Raw genomic sequence first — 14,624 nt, 5'->3', positions numbered from 1 at the left:
CATGTTGACAATAACCGGCGGAAAATTCGCCAGGAGAATGATTAAGCCAACAACAGCAAAGAAAACCAGGCACACTCCCCAATTAGCTCGTAAGGCCCTCTTCGACGTTATAGATATAAACTCAAAGTCCCTTCTAGATCTTTTTTCGGGGAGTGGGATAATATCTTTTGAAGCCCTTAGTAGGGGTGCAGCCAGCGTCCTGGCAGTTGAGATTTCAAGAAGGGCCTGCAATTCAATTCTTGGAAACAAACGGGGAATTGATCCCTCTATGGATCTGGAGATTCTTTGCTCAGATTTTCGTAGGGCAATTCCATCATTCGTAAAAAGTGGAATCGCATTTGACGTCGTATTTGCGGACCCTCCCTTCGACGAGGAATACATCCAGCCTCTTATGGCAGTTCTTGAAAGAAATGCCGAGCTTCTAAACCTTCGCGGAATGCTTATAGTCGAATCTTCTGTAAGAGAGAAGGATTTTGTCTTGCAAGGTGCAGGATCCTTCGATCTTGTTGACCAGAGAAACTATGCAGGAGTAGTGTTCTCCTTTATGGTGAAGAAATGAGATTTTTGGTTGAAGAGCCCTTAACCAAACTAGCGAGGAAGCTCAGACTGATGGGTTTTGACACGGAAATATGCTCTAGAAATGAGATAGGCAAGTCAGTTGAGAATCGGGATGTGTTTTTGACTAAGAGTAAGAAAGCAATGGAGATCGCGATTAAATATGGTATCAGATCTTATTTAATCAAGTCGGAAAACTGGCGCTCGCAGCTTAAATCTGTAATTCAAAGATTCCAGATAGGTTTGGACGATGTTCACTTTCTTAGCAGATGCTCGAAATGCAACGGTCTGCTTGAAGAGGCTTCCCTAAAAGATGTTGCGATGGTTCCAGATTATGTGGTGCTTACGGCAGAAAGGCTTTACAAATGCAACAGGTGTGGTCAGCTTTACTGGAATGGGAGTCATGTTCAACACATGAAATGGATGAACGAAATTGCAGGAAAGAGTGGTGGTAATGCTGAAGAAAACAAACTTTGAGAAATCGTCCGATGAAGTAATCCAGAGGATTTTGAAGAAGATTTCTTCTGAACCCTCTTCAAAAGCATCACTGTTCATACTGGAGAAATATCGAAACGTTTTCAAAGAAGTCAACCCAGATGAAGCCTTCACTCGCACTGGTAGAGAGATAAGGTTAAGCCTAAATCCCTCTCTGAAGGAGCTTTCTGAGGATTTTGCGGGAGAGATGAACGTTGTTGTTTCCTCTCATGGCAAAGAATTCAGAGAAAAAGTATTTCTCGTCAGTCTTTCTTACGATGGAGAACCTCATGGGTTACTGATTATGTCTGCAGGCGCAGAATCGAATAAATTACTCAAGGGCTGGATAAAGGAAATTGAGCTTGCTTTGCATTATTTGCTGAAAAGATCTGCCGAAGAGGAAGCTTACAGACGATTGAAACTGGTTTCAAAGCTTACTTCGGTACTGGAAACTGAAACTCAAGTTGAAGAATTGATATGTAAATCATTGGAGATAGCAAGAGAAATGTTGAGAGTTAGATGGATCTTCTATCTCGAAGGGCAGGGAAAGAGTCTTCACCTGAAGGCGGCTGTGGGAAACGGTAATAACCCTCTCAAGGGAATCGAAATAGAGATTTCTGATGATCAGTTGAGCGAACTGACAAGTGAGAAGCTTTTCGTTTCTGCGAGAAAATCAGATCTCTCATCTGCAATCTTTAAAGAAGATGTTTCTGTGGGCTCCTTCATGGCTATTCCTCTAGCCGTAGAAGGAATACTAAACGGACTGATCGTCGCTGCAGACAGGGAAGATATTGAAGGAGAATTCAGAGCATATAAACATCTCGACAAAGAAGACCTTAAAATTCTTGATGATATAAGCAGAAGAATGGCCGTTGCTATTAGCAGAATAAGACTTACAAAGAGGTTGGAGCTAGAAGTAAGGAAGCTAAGACAGCTTGGGAAGAAACATGAAGAACTCATAAATGATCAAAAAGATCAGCTTTTCAAGCTTGGAGTTCTCCATAAAATTACCGAGGCCATGAAAAGAAGCATGGACAGAGAGAGAATAGTTAGAATTCTTCTAATAGGCGCGACTGATTCCTCAGGACTGAGATTCGATCGCGCCACGTACTTCCGTGTAGATAGCGGTCGTTCCCTTCTCATTTTGGAAACCCAAGTAAATTCTACGAGGGGCAAGAGTTTCAAGGATAGATCCGCATACAGTGATCTTACAAGGTATCTTCAAGATGTTTCGCTTGAGGCGGCACAAAGTACCAGTAATAATGAGCCTTCGGCTTCAATTTCATATCCTGGGAATATCATTCTAGAAAGGGTCATCCTCAGGAAAAAAATGGTTCACGTTTCCCCTGAAATGCTCAGGCTCAGGGGAGAAGAGCTGAGCTTGATGAATAGGATTATCGGCACTGACGAGTATCTCATTGCTCCCGTGTCAGGGGAAGAAGAAGTACAAGGTGTACTGGTGGTTGACAATGCTTATTCCCGGAAGAAAATCAGCAGTGGTGACATAGAGATTCTCGGATTGCTGGCCGATAGTACAGGAGTAGCTCTTGAACTTACGGAGAACTATAAGAGAATTGTACAGATGGCTGAGAGTCTCGAAAAAGAGAGAAATCTCTCCAATTATTATCGAAGATTCGTTTCAAGTATACTTCAGTCTCTAGAATCAGCAATCATAGTTTGTTCTGTTGACGGTGAAATAACGGAAATCAACAGAACTGCTGGATTTCTTTTAAACATTGAAAGAGAAGAATTGATTGGAAAGAAGATTCAATCAATGAAACCACAACTTGGAAGCATTATCGACCTTTTGTCGGATGCGATGAGAATTGGCGAGACTATTACCCTAACGGATCAATACTTTGAAGCCTTTGGAGAAAGGTACTTCGACGTCCGCATAACACCGCTGAGAGAAGAGAAAAGGAAAGGTCTAACTGGCGTGATTCTCTCCTTAGATGACATAACTAGGAGGAGAAATCTTGAGCAGGAACTGAAGGGCAGGGAAAAACTTGCGGCTCTGGGGGAAATGTCTGCAAGAGTCGCCCATGAGATTAGAAATCCAATAACAATAATCGGCGGCTTCGTGAAAAGGATTCTGGCTTCCTCAGACAGGAAGAAAACCGAAGAATATGCGAAAATTCTCATGGATGAGCTTCAAAGACTGGACAGAATAGTTGGCGAAGTACTTGAGGTTTCTAGAAGAAAGGCCAAACCATCCAAGGAAGCGTTTGACCTGGTTTCTATGACACGTGAAATACTGGCTGGATTCGAAGAAAAAGCCGCGTCGGAAAATGTTAAACTTGTTCTATACACGAAAGAAGAAAGAATTGAATATTACGGAAATAGAGATAAAATCAAACAGGTAATAATCAATCTTGTTCAGAATGCTATTGAGGCCTCTGAATCTGGAGATGAGGTTCATGTAACTCTTGAGAAAGATAACGAGGAAATCCGTTTTTCAGCCTGGAACGGTGGGAAAACTATACCAGAAGAGACTTTGAAGCGCATTTTTGAACCATTCTTCACTACAAAGACTCTCGGTACTGGTTTAGGACTTTCTATTTGCAAAAAGATTGTAGAAGAACATGGAGGAAGCATTCATGCCTCAAGCGGAAGTGAAGGAACTGTCTTTACTTTCAGGTTGCCGACTAAGGAATTTGGGAGGTTTGATCTTGAAAAGAGTACTGATAGTTGAAGATGAAAAGAATCTGAGGCTACTAATCGAAGAAGAACTTACGGAATCTGGCTTTGAAGTTAAGAGTACCGGCACAGCTGAGGAAGCGCTTGAAATTCTCAGCACAAATAACTCGTTTGACCTCATGACCATTGACATTGAAATGAAAGGAATGAACGGGCTCGAGCTTGCCGGTGTTGTGCGAAAGCGGTTTCCTAATATGAAAATTGTGCTTTTAACCGCTTATACTCATTACAAGCACGATCTTTCTTCTTGGGCCGCCGACGCGTATGTTGTCAAGTCACCGGATTTCTCAGAACTTAAGAAAGTTATAGAAAGCCTTCTGAGAGAAGACCTTGACTAGTAAAGAAGGAGGAAGTAAGATGTACAAGAAAATCATATCTCTTTCAATAGTGCTTTTGATTACAATGTCACTTCTAGGATATTCAGTAAGACCGGGTGACCTTCTATCGATTTCGGTATATGGGTCCAGCGACCTTTCTAGTGAAACCCTTGTGGGACCAGATGGAACTGTTTCCGTTCCTCCGCTTGGAAGCATTATGCTTCTGGGAAAAACACTAGAGGAGATTCAATCCTTTCTGTCTTCACAATTTCTTAGCAAGGGCATTCTTACATCAGAGCCCCAGGTAACTGTATCTGTGAAGTCGTTCGCTCCATTCATGTTCTACGTTCTGGGAGAAGTTAACAAACCCGGAGCAATTGAGTGGCGCGACGAAACTATTGGGATCTCTCAACTGCTTGCTCTTGCGGGCGGCCTCAAAGACGGGGCAGATCTTTCCTCATCTTTCATAGTGGATAGCGAAGGAACAAGAAATTACATAGATCTATCATCAATTCTCTCCGGTGGAGCCGCTCTAAAAGAGAAAATCTCTGAGGGCTCAACATTATTCGTTCCAACAGGTCCTCGTGCGTGGATAATGACGATGGGCGAGTTCAATTCTCCTTCACTAGTCAAATACAGCCCTGGAATTACTTTGACTCAGGTGATCGCCAAATCTGGAGGACTAAAGGAAACCGCCGATGATAACGAAATCATGATTCTTAGCGAAGCTAAAGAGAATTCTTCGATCGTCAGTCTGAACAGCGTCTTATCCGGCATAAAGAGTGACCCTGAGCTATCTGCTGGAAGCATCGTCATTGCAAACGATGCCTCATCAAAATCGGTCAAGCTTCTTGGAGAGTTTGGCAATCCTTCATCAATACCATACCGTGAAAAGCTGACTTTGCTTCAGGCTATTGGAGAGGCCGGAGGACTAAATCCGGCCGCTTCGGACCAGCTTTACATTCTGAGGAAAGACCTGGATGAACCGGAATCCGTTGAAATCAGCAAACTCCTCAGCGGTCAGATCAAAGATATAGACCTCTACCCAGGTGAAACAGTATTCGTTCCACGCCAGCCTGAAAGATATGTTTATATAGCCTCCGCATCGTTTGGAGGAAAAGTTGAATTCAGTATAGACGAAGAAATTACGCTAATCAATGCCTTAGTAAAGGTAGATCTCTTTGATCCAGTAAGCCAGGACCCATTAGTTGTTGTAACCACATCAGGCGAACGTCGTGAGTTCCATCAAGGGGAAGATGCCGTTCTCGATGCAGGATCAATGATAATACTTCCGAGCGGTGAAAAGAGTATCTTCGTCACCGGTGAAGTGAGAAACCCGGGCGTCCTTTCCTTCTCGAATTTCGAAGAAATCACTCTTGGAAAAGCAATTGCAAAATCAGGTGGAGTAACGGAGTTTGCAGGCTCTGTAGAGCTTCTGGAAAATGGGGAGGTAAAAAAGTTTTCAATCGAAGATGCTGCTAAGAGCACTTTGGTTCTTTCAGCTCAATCTATCGTAAATGTAGCAGAGAAAGAGCATCGTTTTGTATACGTCGTTTCTTCGGCAGAAGGCGGAAGAATCGATTTTGATGAAAGAGAACCATTCACTCTGAGAAACCTGCTGGCAAAGATGAATTTACTAAACTTCAATTCGAAGAAGGAAATATCGATTATTGACACCACTGGAATGAGCAAATTTCTTTCTGTTTCTAACCTATCAAAGGAAGACTATCAGCTTGAGACCGGTTCAATCGTGATAATTCCCGATATAAGCACATGGATATATGTATTTGGGGAAGTGGAAAGACCCGGAAAGATCGAGCTCGATGAAGACGATCTTCTTCTGACGCGTGCTATTAGTGCAAGTGGAGGATTCACTCAAAACGCCGACATTTCGTCGGTTCAGGTGCTTTCTGGATCGGAAATCAGTGAAATAGATCTTGATGAAGTTCTGAAGGGAATATCCAGTGATCGGAAAATTTCCTACGACGATCTCATATATGTCCCAAGAATCGACAGTCGATTCGTCTACGTTGTTTCTGAGGAAAATGGTGGAAGAGTTGATTTCTCTTCTGGCGAAAGCATTACCCTCAGAAATGCCCTTGCCAAACTAAATCTTGTGGAGATCGCTTCAGAGAAGGAAATTTCGGTGATTTCACCGTCTGGTAAGGAGATAAGAGTTTCGATTAGTTCTCTTGAGAGATCTGACCTCGAACTGGAAACCGGAAGTGTAATCTTTTATCCTCAAGCGGATAACGTGGCAAATGTTATTGGACAGGTAAGAAATCCCGGTACTGTGAATCTCAAACCCGGTATCCCCTTCAATCTGAGCACCGTAATAGCAGCAGCTGGTGGCATAACCGATCTGGGCGACGAATTCAATATTACAGTAATAGATTCTAAGTCTGCTTCTACAGTTGTTTATAGCCTCGAAGATCTAACAAGAGACCCGATTCCTGTAATTCCAGATGGAGCTACTGTGTTTATTCCCGAACTCGAGGCGAGATTCGTTTATGTTTTGGGGGGTGTACGAGAGCCTGGAATAAAGGAAATAGGCAAAGAAGAGCCAAATCCAACTTTGACAAAACTAATAGCGATTTCTGGTGGACTAAGTGACCCACTTTCAAAGGAAGTTGAGATAATTGAGGATAATCAGAGAAGAAAGCTTGACCTACAGTCAGTAATGGCGGGCAGTATTGGAGATCCACAGGTATCGAATCATTCGATAATATATATTCCCGAAACTCCCGATCGATTCGTGTATGTAATCTCTAGAGAGAAGGGTGGAAGAGTCGACTTTGGAAGCAATGAGGAAATCACCCTAAGGACTGCACTGGCAAAACAGAATCAACTTGATTTTGATTCGGATGGCAGGGTTACCATTATCCTTCCAGACGGGACAAAGAGAGAGAGACAGATTTCAGATCTTGGGGAGAACGACATGAACTTGTCCCCTGGTTCAATAGTTATTTACCCAGATGTTCTACGTCAGGTTTTTGTGGTAGGCGCAGTTAACAAACCGGGACTCTTGGAATTCGAACCTGGAGAAAAAGTCTCCCTAACAACTGTTCTGGCAAGGGCAGGTGGAATGACCCCGCTTGCGCTGAGTAGCAAGATACAGATAACGGATCCTTTTGGCAGGACCTCCACTGTAAGTGTAGACTCAATACTTCTTGGTAAGGCTCTTGACATGAATCTTGAAGATGGTTCTTTCGTTTACGTACCCATATATGAACCAGTCAGGGTAAATGTAATAGGAGAAGTCAAGTATCCAGGAACGATTGAGTTTTCTAAAACTGAATTGCCATCTCTTCTACTCGCTATTTCTAGAGCCGGTGGTTTGACTGAAAAAGCTGCACAAAACGTGAAGATCACAGGCGAAGAGAAAGAAGTACTGTGGCTAGATCTTGTCGATGGAAAAGATGTGATGTTAGTCTCGGGTCAAACCGTCTACGTTCCGGGTGACGATCGATACATCTACGTTGGCGGTGAAGTAAACTCTCCCGGAAAATTCGAATTCGCAGCTCAGGAGGAGATTACGGTTCTGAGAGCTCTCGCAAGGGCTGGCGGCGAAAAGGCCACCGCCTCAGACCTGGTCAAGGTATTGCTGCCCTCAGGGGAGATTCTACCAGTGAGTCTTTCGAATATCAAGAACGAAGGCAAAGATGCGCTTATTGAACCTGGAAGCACACTCATAGTACCAAAACAAGTGCTAAGAATAACTGTTCTTGGGGCAGTTAAGAATCCCGGTCTTTTCACTTTCAATCCAGATGAGGATCACTCACTTTCCGATGTTATAGCTAGGGCCGGAGGTCTCATAGACGATAGTCTTGTTGATGCGATAATTGTTCATGACGACAAACGATACAGTGAATATACTCCAGAAGTTTTGCAGAAAAGAGGAAATCAACTGTCTGATAACACTTATATCTATGTGTCCAGTAGATCACCCGTCTCTGTGACTGTCCTGGGTGACGTCGCTAGACCTGGAGAGTATGAAATCAGCGTCAGGAACCCTTCCATTGCAACGGCAATCGCAGTTGCCGGCGGAGTTGAAAAGGCCGTAACAACGCTAAGCCTAATCGGAATAGATGGCAGGGTGCAATTGTTTGATGCGTTGAGGACCGAGGAACTCGCAAGAAGCTATCTAGAAGATGGAGATACCATTGTCGCGTTAAGAAACTACGATTCTTTTGTCGCGGTGGTCGGTGATGTGGAATCTCCGGGAGTATTTCCAGTCTCGGACTATGGTGAGCTAACTTTGGCTGAACTCATAAGTCTTGCTGGCGGAATTACGAATTTCGAAACCAGCGGAAGAGTCTTCATATCTTCAGGCGGCAAGACGGAAGAGATCATTACCTCACCTGATGATTTCATCTCTCTCACTAGAAAAGTAGTTCCAGCTGGATCCACTGTATATGTGCCTTACTCGGAACCGGCCAGAGTTTATGTTTTCGGTGAGGTTCAAAAACCTGGTGTCGTAAGATTCTATGACGGAATGACAGCCATTGAAGCTCTTGTGGAAGCCGGTGGATCGACAAGCTATGCTGTGCTCGGAAATGTATTGCTCTTCCAGGATCTTGAAGAGGAGCCAATGGTAATCGACCTGGATCAGCAGAAAGGAAAACCTGCAAAGGGGAATATCCCGCTGATACCGGGAAATATAATCTTCGTTCCGCAGTCCCCAATAGTGAATATTAAAGATATTATGTCGATTGTTGCGTCATCGCTAAGCATAGTGAATTCAGCAGTTGGCATATTTAAGTGAGGTTTGAGGAACTTGAATATTGACTCTCATTGCCATTTGCTTCCCGCAGTGGATGATGGTGTGGAAGAAATCGAGACATCATTAGCAATCCTGGAAGAAATGAAACTTAAGGGGCTGCAAAGGCTTTATTTGACGCCCCATTTCTTCTCTCCCATAAGTCCTTCAGATCCCGCGGAAATAATGAGGCGATGGCACGAATTCAGATTCGAACTGAATAATCATTCGGTCGAAGTTCTGCTTGGTTCGGAAATCTTTCTTAGGCCTGAGGTGTTAGAATCTGATTTGATCACAATGGGTGAGTCGAATTTCCTGCTAGTAGAGCTCTCGACTCAACAGAAACCGCATTACCTTTTTGAAGTCATAGGAAAGCTTCAAAGTAAGGGGTTTAGAATCATACTCGCTCATTTGGAAAGATATCATTATCTTTTCAAAAAGGTAGGATTAATCTTTGGGAAGGTAGAACCAACAGATGATGTACATAGGCTAAGAGACATGGGAGTTCTATTTCAGGTTAACTGGAACAGCCTTGATAAGGATTCAAAGGCAAGAGTTCTTGTTGATCGGAGAATTGCGGATATTACTGGAAGCGATAAGCACAAGCGAGGCGATAACAGACTGCTTATTGACTTCCATGATGATCGATACAGACTTTTTCTGAACGATTCTTTTCTCTAGATGGAGGTGCTTTAGTGAGCGAGTTCGAGGGTAGTGATTACAGAGAACTGACTCTTGAAGATATTCTTAGAATGTTTAAGAAACGGATGATCCTTTTCGTTTCTATAGTGCTCGCAGTTGTTGTTGTGACGGGAATCTACCTCATTTTTGCTACTCCTATTTACGAAGCCAGCGTTACAATAAAGGTCGACCCCACATCACAATCTTCAGTAAGTGATCTCTTCAGTAGTTCCCTGACCGGTAGTTCGGGATCGAACATCTCCACTGAAGTTGAACTGATTAAGAGCCGGACAAATATTGAAGAGATTATTGAAGTGCTTGATTTGGTGGACAGAATCTATTCAGAAGAGACAAAGAACCGACTTCTTGCGGAAGGTTATTCACAGAAAGATCTTGTGACATCACTAACACGCACGATTTCTTCAATGATAACGGTCTCTCCAGTCAAGGATACAAGAATTGTCAGAGTCTCGGTTCAGAACAAGGACCCAATTCTCGCAAGAGATATCGCCAATACACTAGCCGATGTTTATAATACAAAGCTCGCGGAGTTATCCAAAAGAGATTTGACAAGAAAACGAGAATTCATCGAGGCGCAGATTCCTCTACTAGAAAGTGATCTGAATGAGGCTACAGATAGGATAAAGGATTTCAAAGAGGAGACCGGAATTTACGTTCTCGACAAGCATGCCGATCTTCTTTTTCAGATGCTGAGTAGTTATGACAAGCAGTACAACGAACTGATGATATCCGCTGAAGAGAAGAAAGCGGAAATCGAGACCTATCAAAGTATGCTCGATGATTTCGACAGCAATGATTCGAAAAGCATAAAGGCTTTGTGGGTGCAAACCTCCGAGAGCTTCTCTGTTAACCCCGTTCTGACGAGTCTGAGGCAAAGTCTCGCAACTTTGCAGGTGGAGCTTGCCTCTCTAGAGGAACAGTATCCGAAAACCGATCCAAGAGTCAGGTCGAAGATAACAGAGATCTCAAAGACCGAGAGCTTGATCGAGGAACAGATACAGAATGAGTTCATAACCTCCGGTCAGGGTATGACTTTAAATCCAGCTTATCAGCAGATTATGACAGGAGTCATCAGTTCGGAAGCCGGGTTCCAAATACTTCAAGCTTCAATTCAGGCGGTGGGTCTCTTGAGAGATCAATATCAATCTGAACTCAGAAGCCTACCTGCAAAGGAACAGCAGCTACTTGATCTTGAAAGACAGATTGCTGTGAAAGAGAGCCTCTATACACTGCTTCTAGAAAGGCTCGAAGAAGCGAAGATCAGTGAAGCTGCCGTAGTTGGAAACGCGGCAATAGTTGATCCCGCAACTGTACCCCAGTCTGCGGTAAAACCGAACAAAAAACTTTCTCTCGCCATTGGGGGTGTGCTGGGAATCTTTCTCGGAATGCTCATGGTCTTCCTTGCCGAGTACCTTGACAAGACTTTGAAGACGGAAGAAGAGATAGAACGGTTCAGCAGACAGCCTATCATCGGTAGAATTCCAAATATTGAGGGGGCAAGCGAGGAAATGTACGTTGAGAAGAATCCCACCGCTCCTTCCTCAGAATCAATCAAGTTGGCCGCAAGCAACCTTTCCTTCACGATGGGTGAGGGAAAGTCTGTTGCCGTTACTTCCGTTCTGCCTACCGAGGGAAAGAGTTTTGTGATAGCAAACCTGGCCTACTCAATGGCAAACAGCGGTCAGAGAGTCATTCTCTTAGATCTCGATTTGCGTCGTCCGAGGGTAGAAAAGATCCTCAAGGCAGGAAAGATAACTAAGGGCGCAGTAGATGTGATTATGGGAAACACAACAGTTGATGAAGTTATACAACACTACGCGGATAACATGGACTTCATAGCGGTTGGAACTATTCCTCCCAATCCAACAATAGTGCTTTCATCGAAAAACGTCGATGCTCTCCTTTCAGAACTCAAGCAGAGATACGATAAAGTTCTTATAGATATGCCTCCGGCTGTGGTTACCTCAGATGTATCTCTAATCGGTAACAAGCTTGACGGGATAATATTGGTCGTGAGACCTGGAAGGGCGATTAAGGATGGCTTGAGAATAGTTGTTGAGAATCTCAAGACAGTGGGAATCAAGATTTTCGGAGTAATAGTGAACGGTGTTGATGAGAAGAATTCAAGCTATTACTATCACTACTACTACTATTACAACGAAGAGGGAAAGAGGCAAAAGAGAAGAAAGCGCACAAAGAAATGATCGCAATAGCTAATACCGAAATTTCGCAAAGTTCGCTACTGTAATGATGATGAAACTAATAATGGCAGTTCTCCGCGTTTTTAGTCCTGGACTCTTTGCTTTGACGAGGTGGTTTGGATGTCCGTAAAGAAGCACGTGATAGACTTCGAGACAATTGTCTATCTGTTTTTAACGCTGTTCATCCCTTTGTTTGTCACAAAGGGATTCACACATGAGCCTTCAACTGGAAAACATCTCTTCTACGTTATTGGATTCACAATTATCTTTCTTTCTCTGTTAATAAGAAAAAAAGAGATTTCAGTAGAGTTTGGAGACGTTCATCTGGCATTTTTCGGAATAGGCATAGCGGCCCTTTTGTCATTGATCGTGGTCTCTATGGACAATCCACAGTACCTGAGATATTCTTTAGAAATTGCTCTCTATGTAGTTTTTCTCTCTTTCACAGCGGTCTATATTTCGAACAAATGGAACACCATCGAGAAGCTAGAAATTGTAATGATCTTTTTTGTAATTGGAGCTGCGGTTGTTGCTTTTGACGCTCTCCTTAACTTCTATCTAGGTGTGGATATCTTTCTTGGTAAGGTCGGCGAGCCGTTTGCAAGAGCTTCTGCAAGATCAACGATTGGGAACCCGAATTTCGTGTCGGATTATATGGGAATGACCATTCCAATGATATTCTACTTCCTTATATCGAGAAAACCGCTAGGCTTTCTTCTCAAAAGACATGTTGGCCAGCTAATTTTCAAGATTACTTTGCTCATTTTCCTGATACCCATGATCTCTTCCGTATTCGTGTCACAAACAAGAACGGTGATAACAGCAATATTCGTTGGAAACGTGCTTTTTCTTGTTCTTTATTTCTTTCTGAAAAAGGGAAAGAAACGAGAAGTCCTAGAAGACTCTGAAAGCAGAAAACTGGGCAGAGTGTCTCTCGTTTTCTTTGTCTTGGCTCTGATAATTATCGCAGTACTCTCTTATCTATATCTCACCCCTTCGCCACTGTCCGGTGATGGAAGAATCAACATAACCGCAAGATTGGAATATGCTATCACTTCTTCGGGTTCCTGGAATGAAAGGTTTTCTGCTTGGTACAATTCGATTTTTCAGTGGCTGGAAAGTGAGAACAAGTTGAGAATTCCATTTGGCTCGGGCATTGGCACTTTTCAACTCTATCATTTGCTGTACAGTCCGGATGTTCTTCAGCATAGTCCTTACTTCATGCCAGTCTGGAATAATTTCAAAAGGACGCACAACGACTACGTACAGGGCCTGGGAGAAATGGGTCTAATTGGATTTCTATTTATTGTTCTTCTCGTTGGATTGCTCGTTTTTAGATATTTGAAGAATCTACTTAAGATCGACAATAGAAGGGACTTGCTGCTTTACGGATCGCTGGGGGCAGGGATATTCTCTCTGGCAGTTCACAGTTTCTTTGAGTTTCCCTTACACATGCAACCAAATCTCATGCTGGCAGTCTTTTTGGGATCAGTTGTTGTTGGAAAATACTTCAATCCAGATCTAAAAAACAAGAAAATCAGTAGACTCCCGTTTGCAGTAGTCATTATGGTTCTTGCAGGGGTCCTGATATTTCTGAAAACCTCAGCCTTTATAGGGGAAGGGTTTTTTAGGATTGGTCAGACTAATCAGCAGTATTATCTCGCTTACTACAACCAGGCTCAAAGCCTCAACATTAAAGCTCTCGAGCAAGCAAAGAATGAAATCAATAGTTATGCTGGCAATTATGCTTATCTTAAAGACGTTACCAGCTACATGAGCGCCAAAGGAAGTGAGATTCGTTCGAAGTATCCTGGAGCGAGCCAAATAGACCTTCTTGAGTTGGCCGAGAAAGATCGGCAGAGTGAGGTGCGCAAATTGCTCGACGAAATAGATAATCGAATTAATCAATATAACTTCTACTTGGCGAGATCAGGGGAGTATTATGAAAAGGCCATTGAGAATTTCAAGTTCTCAAACAGAGTTTATCCGGTCTTCGGAAAGCCGTTATGGTACATCGCCGGGCTAGGTACAAAAACACAGAGACTTGAAACTGCCAAAGACAACCCGGAGCTCATGAAGTCTATTCTCACAGGCAAGGATGAATACTCATCCGATATAATTTCGGAGTTCAAGGGCAACCCCAAAATAATCCCTGTTCACAGGACGACGATTCGGACTCTTCCCTTCCGCGATTTCTTTGAGAAAAACATTTCAGTCTTTGACAATCCCGAATACGTTTCGGGATTGCAGCTGTATTTCATTACTCAGATTCAGATGATTCTGGACGCGGCCGATTATTACGAATCGTCAGTAATACTTTTCAGCGAACGACAAACACCTAGAATTCTTGGGAGATTGTATACGAGCATAAACAGCGAGTTAAAAAAATACTACAGTTTCATCAATTCTAGAGAGACCATGATGACCGCCGCTTTTGGAGAGAGCGGTGAATTCAGACAGTTACTCATTGATCTGGTATACGAAAGTGCTGATAGAGCAATATACTGGTTTGATATGGCAATTTCGCTTCTTCCGGGCACATGGAATAGATACCCAGACTGGGAGGATATTTATATCGAATACATGAGCTCGATTCCGTCTATTCTCGATTCCAATGAAGAGAGAAAGCTAAAGATTCTTGAAGTTGCCGAGAAACATGTTTGGGCCTGCGAGAACATGGGCCCAGAGGCCCCAGTAGAAACGCTGCAGTTTGCAATCCAGTGGGGCAAATCCAACCTGTCCAATGGTGAATTGATAGACTTCGAACAATCTTTGAAAAAGATCTATGAAGAGGTTGTTTCTCTAAACACTGACTTGCTGGAGAAGTCACCAAATATTCCTCAGGATACAGCCGAAAGAATAAGGAGTCTTATCTCGCTCTACGAAGCGCTTTGAATTGTTTCGTTTGGTATACATTTA

8 protein-coding genes are annotated in these 14,624 nt (G+C 43.1%); all 8 read left to right on the top strand.

The features are described from left to right. The first annotated feature begins 1 nt into the window (after position 1). The 8 genes from V513_RS05265 (at position 2) to V513_RS05230 (ending at position 14,600) form a co-directional block, all read left to right on the top strand. On the top strand, positions 2–559 hold the full coding sequence (locus V513_RS05265) for an RsmD family RNA methyltransferase (protein WP_099771948.1): 558 nt from the start codon (positions 2–4) through the stop codon (positions 557–559). Continuing rightward, a complete protein-coding gene (locus V513_RS05260) occupies positions 556–1,032 on the top strand; it encodes a Mut7-C RNAse domain-containing protein (RefSeq protein ID WP_099771947.1) in 477 nt (158 codons plus the stop codon). Before V513_RS05265 ends, V513_RS05260 begins: the two co-directional genes overlap by 4 nt. Continuing rightward, positions 1,010–3,721 (top strand): ATP-binding protein, encoded by a 2,712-nt coding sequence (locus tag V513_RS05255; protein ID WP_099771946.1) that lies wholly within the window; start codon positions 1,010–1,012, stop codon positions 3,719–3,721. Before V513_RS05260 ends, V513_RS05255 begins: the two co-directional genes overlap by 23 nt. Then, positions 3,699–4,064, top strand: a complete 366-nt coding sequence (locus tag V513_RS05250) for a response regulator (RefSeq protein ID WP_006492172.1) — start codon at positions 3,699–3,701, stop codon at positions 4,062–4,064. The genes V513_RS05255 and V513_RS05250 overlap by 23 nt, the downstream gene beginning before the upstream one ends. Positions 4,065–4,083: 19 nt before the next feature. After that, complete coding sequence (locus V513_RS05245; RefSeq protein WP_099771945.1) at positions 4,084–8,808, top strand: SLBB domain-containing protein; 4,725 nt, start codon at positions 4,084–4,086, stop codon at positions 8,806–8,808. A 12-nt stretch (positions 8,809–8,820) separates the two neighbouring features. Then, positions 8,821–9,483, top strand: coding sequence for a CpsB/CapC family capsule biosynthesis tyrosine phosphatase (locus V513_RS05240; RefSeq protein WP_099771944.1), 663 nt, complete (start codon positions 8,821–8,823; stop codon positions 9,481–9,483). A gap of 14 nt (positions 9,484–9,497) precedes the next feature. Then, positions 9,498–11,708 carry a GumC family protein gene (locus V513_RS05235; RefSeq protein ID WP_099771943.1) on the top strand — a complete coding sequence of 737 codons (2,211 nt, stop codon included), beginning with the start codon at positions 9,498–9,500 and terminating at the stop codon, positions 11,706–11,708. Between the two features lie 117 nt (positions 11,709–11,825). Next, complete coding sequence (locus V513_RS05230) at positions 11,826–14,600, top strand: O-antigen ligase family protein (protein ID WP_099771942.1); 2,775 nt, start codon at positions 11,826–11,828, stop codon at positions 14,598–14,600. Positions 14,601–14,624: the final 24 nt, after the last annotated feature.

It is taken from the genome of Mesotoga sp. H07.pep.5.3, from assembly GCF_002752615.1.
GTDB classification, from domain to species: domain Bacteria; phylum Thermotogota; class Thermotogae; order Petrotogales; family Kosmotogaceae; genus Mesotoga; species Mesotoga prima.
This window is presented reverse-complemented; position numbering and strand designations above follow the sequence as displayed.

Bases quoted from the DNA above. Each gene is read 5' to 3' on its own strand.
- V513_RS05265 (WP_099771948.1), top strand. From the start codon at position 2: ATGTTGACAATAACCGGCGGAAAATTCGCCAGGAGAATGATTAAGCCA.
- V513_RS05260 (WP_099771947.1), top strand. From the start codon at position 556: ATGAGATTTTTGGTTGAAGAGCCCTTAACCAAACTAGCGAGGAAGCTC.
- V513_RS05255 (WP_099771946.1), top strand. From the start codon at position 1,010: ATGCTGAAGAAAACAAACTTTGAGAAATCGTCCGATGAAGTAATCCAG.
- V513_RS05245 (WP_099771945.1), top strand. From the start codon at position 4,084: ATGTACAAGAAAATCATATCTCTTTCAATAGTGCTTTTGATTACAATG.
- V513_RS05230 (WP_099771942.1), top strand. From the start codon at position 11,826: ATGTCCGTAAAGAAGCACGTGATAGACTTCGAGACAATTGTCTATCTG.